Below are 15,409 nucleotides of genomic sequence, written 5' to 3'. Positions count from 1 at the left end.
AATCTGAGGTCGTAGGTTCAGATGAATGCGAGATAATACGATGATCAAACAACGTACATTAAAACGTATCGTACAGGCGACAGGGGTCGGTCTTCATACCGGCAAAAAAGTCACCCTGACTATGCGTCCTGCACCGGCAAATACCGGGGTCATCTATCGTCGTACTGACTTGAATCCACCGGTTGATTTTCCGGCTGATGCCAAATCCGTGCGTGATACCATGCTCTGTACTTGCCTGGTTAATGAGCATGACGTGCGTATTTCAACGGTGGAGCATCTGAATGCGGCTCTGGCGGGATTAGGCATCGACAACATTGTTGTTGAAGTGAATGCGCCTGAAATTCCGATCATGGACGGTAGCGCCAGTCCGTTTGTTTACCTGCTGCTGGATGCTGGTATCGAAGAGCTGAACTGTGCCAAGAAGTTTGTTCGACTCAAGCAACCTGTACGTGTAGAAGACGGCGACAAGTGGGCAGAATTAAAACCGTTCAACGGGTTTAGCCTTGATTTCACCATCGATTTCAATCACCCAGTGATTGATGCCGGTTCACAGCGCTTCAAGCTGGATTTCTCCGCCGATGCGTTTGTGCGCCAGATCAGCCGCGCGCGTACCTTTGGTTTTATGCGCGATATCGAATATCTGCAGTCTCGCGGCTTGTGTCTGGGTGGCAGCTTCGATTGTGCGATTGTGGTGGATGATTACCGTGTGCTGAACGAGGACGGTTTGCGCTTTGACGATGAATTCGTACGGCATAAGATGCTGGACGCGATTGGCGACCTGTTCATGTGCGGCCACAATATTATTGGTGCATTCACGGCGTTCAAGTCCGGCCATGCATTGAATAACAAACTGCTACAGGCTGTTCTGGCTAAACAGGAAGCATGGGAATTCGTGACCTTTGAAGACGAAGCTGAAATGCCGCTGGCTTTCAAAGCCCCGTCTACTGTTCTGGCCTGATATAACACTATGACGACTGGTTTTTGCTGGTATTCTCTCCGGCCAGTGAAGCCAGTCGTTTTAATATCTTCTGTAACCGCTCCGGGCTTTGTTCCGCCAACCCCTTCAATATTTCCGCACTTTGCGTACTAAGAATTCTTGTAGTTGTCGTAGTCTTTTCATTCGCTTCATTCACTGCCTTGGCAGCATGAGTTTTTTCGTTTTCATGCATTTTTGCGGCCAGCGCTGGATTAATCCTGATGTCGATCGCCGCCAATGATGGTAGTATCTGTGCGCGCAGGGCGGAAAGCAGGGCGGGTTGTTCATAGCGTAATCGCATTAACCAATTGGCGCTGGCGGTTTCCAACACCAGCAGTCCATGGCGATAGTTGGCTACCCGACAATACGGACGTAGCGCTGTCGGCAACAGAGCATGAACCGCCCGATTGAGCTTTAGCAGTGCGAGCGCACGTTGTTGAATATCGTGTAGCGGGCCTGACCCGGTTTGCGATGCACCATCAAAAAATGACTCCAGTGATTGTGGACGGTTATCACGCATAACGCAGGCTCCGACGGAAAGAAACTTGTGATTGGTATTTTAAATCGTTGGCGACAATTTGGCAGACGTTATTTTTGGCCTCACCTACTGCTGGGGATGGTGGCGGCAACGCTCGGCCTGCCTGCTAATTTCACCGAATCGCGTGATGCTGCTACCGAACCCAATTCCGCCTCGACAGTTAGCCGACCAAATATATCTTATTTCAATCTCACCGATCTGGTGGCGTTAAAAGATTCTCGCCGGCGTTCGTTATTCAGTCACGATTTCTGGCATCAACATGCTATCCGTACGGTGATCCGTCACCTGTCGTTTGCTTTCACTCCACCTGCTACTGTAGTTGAAACCGCAGAAGCTTCCAGATTACACCACCAGGTATTACTGGAAACACTGAATGCCTTGCTGACGAGTGAGGCAACTCCGCACAATTCTTCCTGTTGCGCCGAGCTGGCGCCAGTTCATGTTTCACCTTCCTATCATACCGGCCTGTGGTTAGCGCAGGTTCAGGGTATCCGTGCCGGGCCGGCCTTAGCCTGATCTCGGCAGTGTTTACCCTACGGCAAGTGGCCGTAGATTCTTTTTGTGATGTCGTGCCAGCATTGATAGACTGGCGCTATTGAGAAAAAATTACTATGTTAATCAAATTATTGACTAAAGTTTTCGGTAGCCGTAATGACCGTGCGTTGCGTCGTATGCGCAAAATTGTGGATGTGATCAATCGCCTCGAACCGGATATGGAGAAACTCTCCGATGATGAGCTAAAGGCGAAAACCCAGGTGTTTCGTGACCGTATCAAGAAAGGTGAAACCCTGGAGTCATTGTTGCCCGAAGCCTTTGCCGTAGTACGTGAAGCCAGTAAACGTGTTTTTGGTATGCGCCACTTCGACGTGCAGTTGATAGGCGGCATGGTGCTGAATGAGCGTTGCATCGCAGAAATGCGTACTGGTGAAGGTAAAACCCTGACTGCAACGCTGCCGGCTTACCTCAATGCCTTGACTGGCCGCGGTGTGCATGTGGTGACCGTCAACGATTATCTGGCGCAGCGCGATGCTGAAAACAACCGCCCGCTGTTCGAATTTTTAGGGTTGACGGTTGGTATCAACCTGCCGGGTATGCCGGCGCCAGCCAAACGTGCCGCCTATGCGGCCGATATCACCTACGGCACCAACAACGAATACGGTTTTGACTACTTGCGCGACAACATGGCGTTCAGCCCGGAAGAGCGCGTGCAGCGTGAGTTGTATTATGCCCTGGTGGACGAAGTTGACTCCATCCTAATAGATGAAGCGCGTACTCCGTTGATCATCTCTGGTCCGGCAGAAGACAGCTCCACGCTTTATATGCAGGTGAACAAGATCATCCCGCATCTAATCCGTCAGGAGAAAGAGGACTCTGATACCTTCCAGGGTGAAGGTCATTTCTCGGTGGATGAGAAAGCCCGCCAGGTCAACTTGACCGAACGTGGTCTGGTTAAAATTGAAGAGTTGTTGGTGCAGGGCGGTATTATGGAAGAAGGTGAGTCGTTGTATTCGCCAGCTAACATCATGCTGATGCACCATGTGACGGCGGCATTGCGTGCCCATGCACTGTTTACCCGTGACGTCGATTACATCGTTAAAGACGACGAAGTGATTATCGTTGACGAGCATACCGGTCGTACCATGCAAGGGCGTCGTTGGTCCGATGGTTTGCATCAGGCGGTGGAGGCTAAGGAAAACGTCAAGATCAACAACGAAAACCAGACACTGGCTTCGATCACTTTCCAGAATTACTTTCGCATTTACGAAAAACTGGCCGGGATGACCGGTACGGCAGATACCGAGGCGTTTGAATTCAGCTCGATTTATAAGCTGGATACCATTGTGGTGCCGACTAACCGCCCAATGATCCGTAAGGACCTGCCGGATCTGGTGTATATGACCGAGCAGGAAAAGATCAACGCCATCATTGACGATATTAAGGAGCGTACAGCCAAAGGGCAGCCGGTGTTGGTGGGGACCATTTCTATCGAAAAATCCGAAGTGGTATCACATGCGCTGACCAAAGCCGGTATCAAGCACAACGTGCTGAACGCGAAATTCCATGCGATGGAAGCGGATATCGTGGCTCAGGCCGGACGCTCTGGCGCGGTAACTATTGCTACCAACATGGCGGGCCGTGGTACGGATATCGTATTGGGCGGCAGCTGGCAGGCTGAAGTAGCACAACTGGAAAGCCCGGATGACGCTCAAATTGCCGCTATCAAATCAGACTGGCAAAAACGTCATGATGACGTGTTGGCAGCGGGTGGTTTGCATATTATCGGTACTGAACGCCATGAATCTCGCCGTATTGATAACCAGTTGCGTGGCCGTTCTGGTCGTCAGGGGGATCCAGGTTCCTCCCGTTTCTATCTGTCGATGGAAGATGCGCTGATGCGTATTTTCGCCTCGGATCGTGTGTCTAACATGATGCGCAAACTGGGGATGAAAGAAGGCGAAGCGATTGAACACCCTTGGGTAACCAAAGCGATAGCCAATGCGCAGCGTAAGGTAGAAAACCGCAACTTCGATATTCGTAAGCAGTTGCTTGAATATGATGATGTGGCTAATGATCAGCGTCGTGCTATCTACACCCAGCGTAATGAGCTGTTGAATGCCTCTGATATCAGCGAAACCATCAACAGCATTCGTGAAGACGTGTTCAAAGCTACTATTGATGCTCATATCCCCCCCCAGTCTCTGGAGGAAATGTGGGATATTCCAGGGCTGGAGCAGCGTCTGAAAAATGATTTTGACCTCGAACTGCCGATTGCCGAATGGCTGGATAAGGAACCAGAACTGCACGAAGAAACGTTGCGCGAGCGTATCTACGAGCAGGCGGTAGATGTATACCGTCGTAAGGAGGAAGTGGTCGGCAGCGATGTCATGCGTAACTTTGAGAAAGGCGTGATGTTGCAAACGCTGGATTCGCTGTGGAAAGAGCATCTGGCTGCAATGGATTATCTGCGTCAGGGGATTCATCTGCGTGGTTATGCACAGAAAGATCCGAAACAGGAATACAAGCGTGAGTCGTTCGCGATGTTTGCCGCTATGCTAGAAGGCCTCAAATATGAAGTCATCAGTACTCTGAGCAAAGTTCAGGTGCGGATGCCGGAAGAAATTGAAGCAATGGAACAGCAGCGTCGTGACGAAGCTGAACGTCTGGCTCGCCAGCAGCAGTTGAGCCATCAGGATGACGTGGCTGGCGATTCGCCTTATGCTGATCGTAAAATCGGTCGTAATGATCCTTGCCCGTGTGGTTCGGGTAAAAAATATAAGCAGTGTCATGGGCGCCTTCAGAAGTAAAGCGAAGAGCGTAGTGATATATTCAAAAGGCGGTCATTGACCGCCTTTTTACTGGTTGAAAGGACAATGATGCAAAAGACTTTATCTGTGGCGGTAGGGATTATCCGCAATCCGCAGCGGGAATTTTTCATTGCCTGTCGTCCGGCTGGGGTACACATGGCCGGAAAATGGGAGTTTCCCGGCGGTAAGGTTGAAGAGGGAGAAACACCGGATCAGGCGCTGGTACGTGAGCTGCATGAAGAAGTAGGGATTGAGGTAATTAATCCGAAATCACTGGGGAGCAAGACGTTTTCTGCCGGGGAGCGTTTGATTACGTTGCACTTCTTTTTAGTAGAACAGTGGCATGGCGAGCCGTATGGTCGTGAAGGTCAGCCTTCTCGTTGGTTAACGGCTGATGAATTGAATGAACAAGAGTTTCCACCGGCCAACGTTGAGATGATTCGCCAATTGAAAGCAGGCGTGGTGTAGCCCTAAGCCGGGTTTTCTTTTCAACGATTCATGCCTGCTGGCATGAATCGAGATTATGAATGGCAGGACGCGATATTGGGTTCAGTGCTGTGTTTCACCCCAGGCGTCGCTGTCAGAGACATCTTCCGCGCTGGGAATGCGTTTTTCTTCGTCAGCCCACTCCCCCAAATCGATCAATTGACAGCGTTTGCTGCAAAATGGTCGATAAGGGCTATTTTCACTCCATTCCACCGCCTTGGTACAGGTGGGGCATTTTACAACGCTCATTTCGTCATCCACGGTGCATTTATCTCCAGAAAACATTTAGTTCCAGAAAACAGCTATCTTTAGAAAAACAGCTATCGCCAGCAAGCAAAGGCTTGCCTAGCAACATGCCAGCTCGAATTCCAGCCGTGCAGGGGTTTGCCCATCGCTATCTAATGGCAGGAAACGGATGGCATAACGAGTCTTATGACCAGATATCTGCGGATAGAGCTGATGCTCAAGACCAATCCTTAAACGCAACAGGTCAGCATCGGTTGCGTTATCCTGATAAAAACCGTTAAGACTGGTTTGCTCTTTGAAGGCACCCGCATGGCGAATCAACTCCAGTATGCTGTCGAGTGAACGTTTAAGCGGCAATACGCTCTCCAGCCAAATATTGATGTGTCGCTGTTTTTGCTCAGGCAACTGGTGTAGCCAGATATGCAAGGTGGGCAGGTCAAAGCTGCAACATCCGCCTGGCAGACTCAGACGCTGGCGTACCATGCCGATTAATTTGTCTTCACGCAGCCCTTGCCCCATGCGCGGAGCAGCAATCAGTTCGCTGGACAGGTTGCGTAATTTTTGACGTAACGTGTTAATACGCAAAATATCCGCTTCCGGCAGTTCACCCCATTGCGCTAATTTCTGTTGCTGGCGTTCCAGCTCTTTGAGCAGGTCTGGGCGAGCATCTCCCCGTTCCAGAATATCCAGTAACTCCGACACGGCGCGGAAAAACGTTAGAGCAACACCGATGTCTTTCAGGTCGTGGTTGTCGAACATTTGTTGCAGTAAAAATTCCAGGCGTAACCAGGTACGCATTTTTTCATTTAGCGGATATTCAAAAAGAACTGTTGAGGAAACGTCACTCATTATAGGTCGTCCTGTCGGTTGCGGATGCGGCCAGCTCAAGATAATGCTGATGTAGAGCGGCAATCCGCGGAGCCAGTAAGCTCGGATTGCTGTTGTTATCGATAATATCATCAGCGCAGGCCAATCGCTGTTCACGGCTAGCCTGCGATGCCAGAATATTTTCCGCCTGAGTGCGGGAAACACCATCTCTGCTCATGGTGCGCTGTAACTGTGTTTCCAGAGGGACATCTACCACCAGAATGCGGTGGGCTTTTCCCTGGAGTTGATTTTCCACCAGTAATGGCACCACCCATAATACATAAGGGGTGCTAACGGCTGCGAGCTGACGCCGGGTTTCTTTCTGGATCACTGGATGCAGCAAGGCGTTGAGCCAGCGTTTGTCTTCCGGGTTAGAAAAAATGCGTTCACGCAGAGCGCTACGATTTAATGTACCGTCTGGTTGTAATATTTCCCGACCAAAATGTTCTACGATAGCGGCGAATGCGGATTGTCCCGGCGCAACCACCTGGCGGGCGATCACGTCCGCATCGATAATGGTGGCTCCAAGCTTCGCAAATCCCTGAGCAACCGTGCTTTTCCCGCTTCCTATGCCGCCTGTCAGCGCGACGATGTATGCCATGGTAATCAATTAAATGGCTGGGTAAATTTATCGGATTTTAGCCCAAATTGAGGGAAAATCGCAGTCTTGCCGCTGGATTATTCGGGCGTATTATCATTATGAGTAGGTGCACTGTATAAGTCGGTGCACTATCGCCCATTCTTCCCTGAACCATTATCCTCACTTCATTGGGTCGTTCATCATGCGTATTGAAGAAGATATTAAACTGGGTTTTAAAGATGTGCTTATTCGTCCTAAACGCTCCACGCTGAAAAGCCGTGCAGAGGTGGAACTGACACGCGAGTTTAGCTTCCTGCACGCGGGTTGCGACTGGTCTGGCGTACCCATTATCGCAGCCAATATGGACACAGTGGGGACTTTCCAGATGGCGCGGGTACTGGCGTCGTTTGAGTTGCTGACAGCCGTACATAAGCACTATTCCGTAGCGCAGTGGCAACAGTTTATCGATAGCACGCCTGCTGCCGTTTTACGTCATGTCATGGTATCGAGTGGAACTTCTGATGGCGATTTCGAGAAGATGAAGCAGATTCTGGCGTTATCGTCGGAGTTGAAATTTATCTGTATTGATGTCGCTAACGGGTATTCGGAACATTTTGTTAATTTTGTGCAGAAAGCACGCGATGTCTTCCCTGATAAGGTGATTTGTGCCGGTAACGTGGTGACCGGTGAAATGGTGGAGGAACTGTTGTTGTCGGGGGCGGATATTGTCAAGGTGGGGATCGGCCCCGGTTCTGTTTGCACGACGCGAGTAAAAACCGGCGTTGGTTATCCGCAGTTGTCAGCGGTGATCGAGTGTGCTGATGCGGCTCATGGTCTGGGTGGACAAATTGTCAGTGACGGCGGCTGTTCCGTGCCAGGAGATGTGGCTAAAGCCTTTGGCGGCGGTGCTGATTTCGTGATGCTGGGTGGGTTGCTGGCGGCTCATGAAGAGTGTGGTGGTGATATTGTTGAAGAAGATGGCCGCAAAATGATGCTGTTTTACGGTATGAGTTCTGCCTCAGCAATGGAGCGGCATGTTGGTGGTGTTGCCGAATACCGCGCGGCGGAAGGTAAGACGGTGCGTTTGCCGTTGCGTGGCCCAGTCGAACATACGGTACGCGATATCCTCGGTGGATTGCGTTCCGCCTGTACTTATGTGGGAGCGGCACGCTTGAAAGAACTGACCAAACGAACCACCTTTATTCGTGTTGCCGAGCAGGAAAACCCAGTGTTCAATGGCTGAGCCGCATTGTTATGTACTGGTAAGCTCAGGAGCCTGCCAGTACATTCCCCAACTGGAAAATCGGCAGATACATGGCGATGACCAGCGTTCCCACCAGTCCGCCGACGATGACCAGCAATAACGGTTCCAGTGTTTGCGTCAGTGTATCTGCAAACTGTCGGGTATGATTTTCATACCAGCCTGCCAGTCGGGCAAATAGCTGATCCAGCGCACCTGTTTCCTCTCCGACACTAATAAGTTGCTGGCAGGGCGCAGGGTAAAGCAACGGATAACCATGGATGGCTTGCCCAAGTGGAATGCCTTGTTCAAGCTGGCTTTGGAGCTCCGCGAGCGATTGCCGGTAAACCGGGTTGTTTAATGTTGCAGCCGCGCTGAGTCCGGATGGGAGTGTCAATCCCGCCTGTTGTGTCATAGCCAAGGCATGAAAAATTTGGCTCAGACAATGGCTTCGTACCAGTGTGGATAGCAGTGGTAGTTTCAGTAGTAGCTGCTGCTCTCGTTGTTGCCATGCTACTTTTTGCCGCCGTAATTTCCGATAAGCCAGTAACATTACCGTAGGAAAAGTGAACAACAGCGCACCATAACGGCTTAATCCATCCGATAAACCCAGCATCATGCGCGTTAGCCAGGGAAGCGGCGCGCCAAAGGAGGCGTACAATTCAGCGAATTCCGGTAACACCAGCGTCAGCATCAGTAGTGTGACCAGTAGCCCTACAACAACGACAAACACCGGATAGCGCAAGGCTTTTATAACTTTTCCCGTTAACTGGTGTTGCATCTCCTGGTAATTTGCCAATCGGGCACAGCATTCATCCAGTTTTCCTGTCAATTCGCCGACAGATATCAACGAGCTGCACATTACCGGGAAGACATCGGGATAATCCAATAGCACTTCTGACAGCGAACGCCCCTGACCGACTTGCAGGCGGACTTCCTGCAACAGGCAGCGCCAGCCTGCTTTTTCGTTCTGACGGCCAAGTAGGTCCAGTGCATCCAGTAACGGTAATCCGGCTTGTAGCAGTGTAGCTAACTGCCGGATGATGATTGATAACTGGGGACCTTGCCAGTAACGCTGGGTTAGGTACTGCCCGGTTTTCAGGTGCAGAGGCTGGTAGCCAAGTTCCAGCAGGTATTGGTAAATCTCCCCCCGCCCAAAGCCGATACGTTCGCCGGAGCAAGGTTCACCATCGCTGCGAAGCGCTTGCCAGTGGTAGAGTTTTTGTACTGCCATAAACAGTCCCTATTCAATGTCATCCCCTACAACACGATAGACTTCTTCCAGCGAGGTGATGCCTTCGTGAACCAGCGCCAGCCCGGCGGAGAGCAGTCGGTTGTCCGGTCGTAAGGGGCGTTGTTGTAAGGGGAGTGGCAGGCCGTTGTCAGATAATGCGGCAGAGCCGGACAAGGACTGCTGTATCTCAGGTGTGATCGGTAGTAGATCATAAATAGCCGCCCGACCGTAGTAACCGGAAAAGCAGTGTTCACATCCTGACGCCCGCCATTGCCGTAGTGGGCCGCGCCATAGCGTATCAGGCAAGGTCGTCATATCTTCGTCCAACTGGCGACAGTGTGGGCATAATCGTCTGACCAGTCGCTGGGCGATCACCAGTTTGAGCGCAGCGGCCAGTAAATAACCGGGGATGCCCAGATGCTCCAGACGAGCCAGCGTATCAAGAGCAGAGTTAGTATGCAGGGTGGACAGGACCAGATGACCGGTCTGTGCAGCCTTGACGGCAATCTCTGCGGTTTCGGCATCGCGGATTTCGCCAATCATGATCACGTCTGGGTCCTGGCGCAGTAGAGCGCGCAATACTCTGGCGAAATCCAACTGACCTGGCGCATGGATAGCAGTCTGGTTGATTCCTGATAATGGAATCTCTACCGGATCTTCCACGCTGCAAATATTGCGACTGACGTCATTCAGCCAGCGGATAGCGCTATACAGCGTGAATGTCTTGCCGCTGCCGGTGGGACCGGTAACCAAAATCAGGCCTTGTGGCAGGTTTAGCGTTTGCTTGAGTTGCTGTAGCGCGTGATGTTGCAGGCCCAATGCATCCAGCTCCAGTGCTTGTTGCTGTGTCTGCAATACCCTTAACACAACCTTCTCGCCGCCCTGAACGGGCAGGGTAGCGATGCGTAGTGAATAGACGTGTTGTTCCAGCCGGAGGCTGAACTGGCCGTCTTGTGGCAAGCGCCGTTCTGCGATATTGAGTTTCCCCATAATTTTGAGGCGGGCAATCATTCGGTTTGCTGGCAAATCCGGGGCGGATGGGATTTCATGCAACACCCCGTCAATACGTAGCCTGACGCGATAACCGGCAGGTAAGGGTTCGATATGGATATCGGAAGCACGCCGTTGGACTGCCAGTTTCAGCATCTGGTTGATGAACTGGACTACTGGCGTATCATCAGGTTCTTCTGACGTTACCGCGTCGGCTTGATAAGGCGCGGTAATCTCTTCAGCCTGTGGCGAGGTGAGCTGCTGCTCCAGCCGTGCGGCGGGCCATTGTTCCACCAGCACTCGCCGATGGCTGGCGAACCGCAGTGCAGCAATCAGATCTTCCGCAACCGGTCCCGCCACGGCAACAGAAATCACCTGTTCGTCCATATCCAGCAGCAGAGCGTGATAACGTCGGCAGAGTAATTGTAGCTCAGGATGTTGTGTGTCTTGAGTCATCATTATCACCCACCGGTAGCGTCAAAACGAAAGACGTCTTCACATGCCTGACGCAGGCTCTCTGCATCGGTACTGGTGCGGCAGGCCCTTGTCCAGCGAGATGCGCCGTTCTGCGCATCCAGAGTCGGTGTCATGATGACGCTCAGTCCTTGCAGTGTCGATTGACCCGTCAGGGTAATGACGCCCTGATTGATCGAAACCGCGCTGACATAGCGTGATGTTGTCGGTGTTGGAATCCCCTGGCTACCTGCATTACATCCTTCTAATCCTGCATTGCTGAGGCTGCAGAGATCCACCGCGGTTTTATAGGCGCTCATGGTTTGCAGCATGTCAGTCATGGCGGCTTTTTGCAGATAGCCTTGATATGCCGGAATCCCCAGTGCGCTAAGAATGGCGATGATGACGATGACCACCATCAGTTCAATTAATGAAAATCCTTGTTGTGTCATGTTGTTGGTTCCCTGGTGTGGCTGGTGGCGGCAGGATAATGGCAACAAGCCGGGCTGGCGATGGCCTTATTTTCAATCAGGAATCCGCTATGCAAACAGGGAGGCGCAACGATAAGCAGTTGCAGAAAACAGGCGAGCAGGCTCGCAAAATGACAGTGTAAAGCCAAAAGGAGGCTGGCGGAAAGGCAAATACCTGAGCAGGATAACCATCAACCCGGAGACACCGAGCTGATGGAGTTGAGCCGTAATGAGACGAGAGGGATTAACTGAAACGCATCGACAGATCGAGCGCCTGCACATGTTTGGTCAGTGCGCCGACCGAGATATAGTCAACACCGGTGGCGGCGTAATCCGGCAGTGTTTGCAATGTCACATTGCCGGAGATTTCCAACAGTGCACGCCCATTTGTCAGTGTTACTGCTTCGCGGATGGCCGCCAGAGTGAAATTGTCCAGCATAATGATATCCGCGCCAGCGTTCAGAGCGTGTTGCAATTCGTCCAGTGTTTCTACCTCAACCTCTACCGGCACATCGCTACGCAGTTGGAAGGCTTTCTCGACAGCCTGTTTGATAGAGCCGGCGGCGATAATGTGGTTTTCCTTGATCAGAAACGCATCCGCCAGGCCGAGGCGATGATTGCTTCCACCGCCGCACAATACCGCATATTTAAGTGCAGTGCGCAAGCCAGGCAACGTTTTTCTCGTGTCCAGCAACCGCGTGCGGGTCCCAGCCAGTATCGCTGCATACCGGCTGACTTCGGTAGCTACGCCACTGAGCGTTTGCAGGAAATTCAGTGCGGTGCGTTCACCGGTGAGCAGTATGCGAGACGGCCCGTGCAGTCGGCACAGCGGCTGGTTTTCCGTCAGGATATCGCCATCGCGGACTAACCAGTCGATAGTGATCTGGTCGCCTAACTGGCGGAACACTTCGTCGAGCCAGCGTTGTCCACAGAAAATGCCAGCTTCGCGGGTAATAATGACTGCGTTGGCTGCCGTTTCTGCTGGCAATAATTGCGCGGTGATATCGTGCTCCGGGTTGACGTCTCCCCCCAGGTCTTCACGCAGTGCCAGCTGTACACTGATGGGGATATCCTGCTCAATGCGGCTGAGCAGCTCAGCCTGACGCTGTTCCTGACTATAACGACGTGTTGTCATCATGCTACTCCGAGGGAAATTCGGAATTTATGCTATCCCGTTTAACGGGCCGTATTTTTTAAATATTATCTCAATTCAACGCATTATTGCGTTAGTTTTGTCCGTATCCCGACAATAGTCGGGATACGTAATGACAAGTAGCAACGGATTAGAAGTTGTAACCGGCCACCAGATAATAACCCCATCCGGTGGTGCGGACGTTGAATGGACCTCGGCCAAAATCCAGCTCGGTGCCGTCGGCCCACTGGCCGCCGTTATGGAAGTAACGGGCGACAACCGAGTAGTGCCAGTGGTCATAATTCAACGCCAGAATATGGCTCGAAGCAATGGCATTGCTGGTACGAGACGGACCGGCGTTATTAGCCAGATCGGAGCCGAAGTCGAAGTTGGTGAAGCCGATATAGGTCAGCTTGCCGCCCCACAACGACGTGAGTGGGTAGAAGTATTTAATTTTGAAACGGTAACCGTCCCAACGATCTTCATTCGGCGCGCTGTAGTTCTGCCCCTGGTATTTGGCATAGATATTAGCGGACAACGACAGATCGGTGCCGGTATTGATATCGGTGCCCAGACCTACGTACCAAGTGCTTTGGCGTGAGTCGTTATTACGGCCCTGATCGTAGATGATGTTATTAGCGACGTACCACTCTTTGAATGGGCCGAAGCCTAACTGTGTATTGGTTAATTTATCAATCGAGAAGCGGGGTTCAATTTCCATGAACAGCGGAGAACCTTTATCCCAGATACCACGGTCAGGCGTGTTGCCTGCACCAAAGGTTTTTGGCACATCGACGTAGCCATAAAAATCAAACCAGTCCTTGCGGGCGAAGGCTTCGTATTCCAGATACACATCATTGTTTAACTGAGGTCCGAAACGCGTGTGATAACTGCCTACCACATTGATGCTCTGGTGCCACCAATCAGAGAGGTATTGCGGCGCGTTGTTATCTGCAAGAGTGGGTAAACTGTATGACAATGTGCTGATTGCACAAGCAGCAAGGATTTTCTTCATGACGATTCTCTGTATTGTCCGACGCATTGTCAGCAGCCCCGGCCTGACTGCCTGGGTTGCAAGTAGCGATTCGGGCGGTAATAACAAAATAGATGCTGAAAAAACTTTCCGGCGATAAGCAGAAGACGAAAACGTTTGCCTGTGATGGCGGAATCATCGGGTACTTGCCGAAAAGAAGGGGCGCAGCATACCAGAAGATGAGTGGAACATCATGGTTTGTGTGCGTCCCCTGACGAGCGACGGCGGATAAATCACAAGGTTTTTTTAACCCGTCAGGAATATCGTAGATGCGGTAAGATGTTGGCTCAATGAGTGTAATCAGTCGGTTAGTCCTGCTGGTGAGAGGCCCGGTTATTGTCAGGCAAAAAATACTGGGGCGATGATGGTTTGTTGAATGGCAGAGCAACGAAAAGGAGTGTTGATGAAAGTGGAGCATGGCTGGCTGACCGGTGTCAGACGCGTTCTGTCACCACATCAGGATGAGCGTCCGCAAGGGGAGTTACCTTCTTTGCTGGTGATTCACAACATCAGTCTGCCTCCGGGGGAGTTTGGTGGACCTTACATTGATCAACTCTTTACCGGTACGCTGGATGGGGAAGACCATCCCTATTTTGCGGCAATATGTCATCTGCGAGTGTCAGCGCATTGCCTGATCCGACGTACCGGTGAAATCATACAATATGTGGCGTTTGATCAGCGGGCCTGGCACGCAGGGCTATCACAGTTTGAAGGACGAGAACACTGTAATGATTTCGCTATTGGTATTGAGCTGGAAGGTACCGATATGCTGCCGTTTACCTCAGAACAGTATGCCCGGCTGGCGGAGGTTACCCTCTTGCTGAGTGCAACCTATGGTATTACGCCTGAACGTATTACCGGGCATAGTGATATTGCGCCGGGACGTAAGACTGATCCCGGTCCCGCATTCGATTGGGTACGATATCAACAGTTATGGCAGACGCTACCGGAACAAGGGGAGTAATCACTGATGACGTTGTTTAGTCTATTGCTGGTCCTGGGGTGGGAGCGGTTGTTTAAGCGTGGTGAACATTGGCAATTGGATCACCATCTGGAGCGGGTGTTCCGTCATCTTTCCGCGCCATCGTTGCTGCAAACGTTACTGCTTGCTGTCGCGGGTATGGCGGTGGTGCTGGTGGCTCAGTGGTTGCTTAGCGGCTGGCTGTTCGGCTTGCCGTTGCTGTTACTGTGGATTGCGGTAGGGGTACTGTGCATCGGTGCGGGAGAAACACGTCAGCATTATCATCGTTATATTCAGGCTGCTCAGCGCGGTGAAGCGGATGCCTGCCGGGAAATGGCCGAGGAACTGGCGTTGATTCATGGTTTGCCATTGGATGCCAGCGAACATGAGCGGCTAAGGGAATTACAAAATGCGTTGTTGTGGCTAAATTTCCGCTTTTATCTGGCTCCATTGTTCTGGTTTGTCGCGGCGGGGCCTTATGGTCCGGTGGCATTGGTGGGGTACACCGTGTTGCGCGCCCGGCAGTGCTGCCTGGCCCGTCATCATACACCGCTGGAACGGGCGAATTCCGGTGTCGATACTTTACTGCATTGGCTGGACTGGATTCCGGTACGGTTGGCCGGCGCCGCTTATGCGTTGCTGGGGCACGGTGAGAAAGCATTGCCGGCCTGGTTTGCCGCCATGATGGATGTGCACTCTTCTCAGTATTGGGTGCTGACAAAGCTGGCGCAGTTTTCGCTGGAACGGGAATCGCATGGCGACCCGATTTCTACGCCGAGAGCGGCAGTCTCGCTGGCGAAAAAGGTTACGCTGGCGCTGGTGGTGGTCGTGGCGTTGCTGACTATCTACGGTACGCTGGTATAACGCAGAGATAAGGTGACAGATCCAACGAAAACAG

The 15,409-nt window shown here is 51.8% G+C and carries 16 protein-coding genes; 7 read left to right on the top strand and 9 right to left on the bottom strand.

The window, feature by feature from the left end; translation table 11 throughout:
- Window positions 1-40 precede the first annotated feature (40 nt).
- A complete protein-coding gene (lpxC, locus tag Dpoa2040_RS12665) occupies window positions 41-958 on the top strand; it encodes a UDP-3-O-acyl-N-acetylglucosamine deacetylase (protein ID WP_042872761.1) in 918 nt (305 codons plus the stop codon).
- A 7-nt stretch (window positions 959-965) separates the two neighbouring features.
- Here lpxC and Dpoa2040_RS12660 read toward each other — a convergent pair whose 3' ends face one another.
- Complete coding sequence (locus Dpoa2040_RS12660) at window positions 966-1,496, bottom strand: DUF721 domain-containing protein (protein ID WP_042872759.1); 531 nt, start codon at window positions 1,494-1,496, stop codon at window positions 966-968.
- Between the two features lie 27 nt (window positions 1,497-1,523).
- Between Dpoa2040_RS12660 and secM the strand changes: the two genes are divergently transcribed.
- The 3 genes from secM to mutT all read left to right on the top strand — a co-directional run bounded on the left by secM (window position 1,524) and on the right by mutT (window position 5,287).
- Window positions 1,524-2,030: a secA translation cis-regulator SecM gene (gene secM / locus Dpoa2040_RS12655; protein ID WP_042872758.1), complete on the top strand. Its 507-nt coding sequence runs from the start codon at window positions 1,524-1,526 to the stop codon at window positions 2,028-2,030.
- A gap of 95 nt (window positions 2,031-2,125) precedes the next feature.
- Entirely contained in the window at window positions 2,126-4,819 is a 2,694-nt protein-coding gene (gene secA, locus Dpoa2040_RS12650) for a preprotein translocase subunit SecA (RefSeq protein WP_042872756.1), read from the top strand.
- A 66-nt stretch (window positions 4,820-4,885) separates the two neighbouring features.
- Window positions 4,886-5,287 (top strand): 8-oxo-dGTP diphosphatase MutT, encoded by a 402-nt coding sequence (gene mutT, locus Dpoa2040_RS12645; RefSeq protein ID WP_128569785.1) that lies wholly within the window; start codon window positions 4,886-4,888, stop codon window positions 5,285-5,287.
- Window positions 5,288-5,368: 81 nt separating this feature from the next.
- Here mutT and yacG read toward each other — a convergent pair whose 3' ends face one another.
- From yacG to coaE, 3 genes are read right to left on the bottom strand one after another with little or no spacing between them, the layout of a single operon-like run.
- Window positions 5,369-5,590: a DNA gyrase inhibitor YacG gene (yacG, locus tag Dpoa2040_RS12640; protein WP_042872751.1), complete on the bottom strand. Its 222-nt coding sequence runs from the start codon at window positions 5,588-5,590 to the stop codon at window positions 5,369-5,371.
- Window positions 5,591-5,650: 60 nt separating this feature from the next.
- Entirely contained in the window at window positions 5,651-6,400 is a 750-nt protein-coding gene (gene zapD / locus Dpoa2040_RS12635; RefSeq protein ID WP_042872749.1) for a cell division protein ZapD, read from the bottom strand.
- On the bottom strand, window positions 6,393-7,019 hold the full coding sequence (gene coaE, locus Dpoa2040_RS12630; RefSeq protein WP_042872746.1) for a dephospho-CoA kinase: 627 nt from the start codon (window positions 7,017-7,019) through the stop codon (window positions 6,393-6,395). Before coaE ends, zapD begins: the two co-directional genes overlap by 8 nt.
- Before the next feature lie 181 nt (window positions 7,020-7,200).
- On the opposite strand from coaE, the gene Dpoa2040_RS12625 reads away from it, so the two are divergent.
- The gene (locus Dpoa2040_RS12625) at window positions 7,201-8,241 is read left to right on the top strand and encodes a GMP reductase (protein WP_042872745.1); all 1,041 of its coding nucleotides are present in this window, start codon (window positions 7,201-7,203) and stop codon (window positions 8,239-8,241) included.
- A gap of 25 nt (window positions 8,242-8,266) precedes the next feature.
- Here Dpoa2040_RS12625 and hofC read toward each other — a convergent pair whose 3' ends face one another.
- From hofC to Dpoa2040_RS12600, 5 genes are all read right to left on the bottom strand, one after another.
- Entirely contained in the window at window positions 8,267-9,472 is a 1,206-nt protein-coding gene (hofC, locus tag Dpoa2040_RS12620) for a protein transport protein HofC (protein WP_168641462.1), read from the bottom strand.
- Window positions 9,473-9,481: 9 nt separating this feature from the next.
- Window positions 9,482-10,918 carry a type II secretion system protein GspE gene (gene gspE / locus Dpoa2040_RS12615; protein ID WP_042874081.1) on the bottom strand — a complete coding sequence of 479 codons (1,437 nt, stop codon included), beginning with the start codon at window positions 10,916-10,918 and terminating at the stop codon, window positions 9,482-9,484.
- Window positions 10,919-10,923: 5 nt separating this feature from the next.
- Complete coding sequence (ppdD, locus tag Dpoa2040_RS12610) at window positions 10,924-11,367, bottom strand: prepilin peptidase-dependent pilin (RefSeq protein WP_168641461.1); 444 nt, start codon at window positions 11,365-11,367, stop codon at window positions 10,924-10,926.
- 262 nt (window positions 11,368-11,629) lie between these two features.
- A complete protein-coding gene (gene nadC, locus Dpoa2040_RS12605) occupies window positions 11,630-12,520 on the bottom strand; it encodes a carboxylating nicotinate-nucleotide diphosphorylase (protein WP_168641586.1) in 891 nt (296 codons plus the stop codon).
- A gap of 148 nt (window positions 12,521-12,668) precedes the next feature.
- Window positions 12,669-13,532 (bottom strand): nucleoside-specific channel-forming protein Tsx, encoded by an 864-nt coding sequence (locus tag Dpoa2040_RS12600; protein WP_042872739.1) that lies wholly within the window; start codon window positions 13,530-13,532, stop codon window positions 12,669-12,671.
- Window positions 13,533-13,953: 421 nt separating this feature from the next.
- Here Dpoa2040_RS12600 and ampD point away from each other — a divergent pair, with 421 nt between their 5' ends.
- Together ampD and ampE are read left to right on the top strand one after the other, a co-directional pair.
- Complete coding sequence (gene ampD, locus Dpoa2040_RS12595) at window positions 13,954-14,514, top strand: 1,6-anhydro-N-acetylmuramyl-L-alanine amidase AmpD (RefSeq protein WP_168641585.1); 561 nt, start codon at window positions 13,954-13,956, stop codon at window positions 14,512-14,514.
- A 6-nt stretch (window positions 14,515-14,520) separates the two neighbouring features.
- Window positions 14,521-15,375, top strand: coding sequence for a beta-lactamase regulator AmpE (gene ampE / locus Dpoa2040_RS12590; RefSeq protein WP_168641460.1), 855 nt, complete (start codon window positions 14,521-14,523; stop codon window positions 15,373-15,375).
- The last annotated feature ends 34 nt before the right edge of the window (window positions 15,376-15,409 follow it).

Source organism: Dickeya sp. CFBP 2040 (assembly GCF_012273755.1).
In the GTDB taxonomy this organism is placed as follows: domain Bacteria; phylum Pseudomonadota; class Gammaproteobacteria; order Enterobacterales; family Enterobacteriaceae; genus Dickeya; species Dickeya poaceiphila.
The sequence above is the reverse complement of the archived record's forward strand: the minus strand, read 5'-3'. Positions and strand labels throughout refer to the sequence as shown.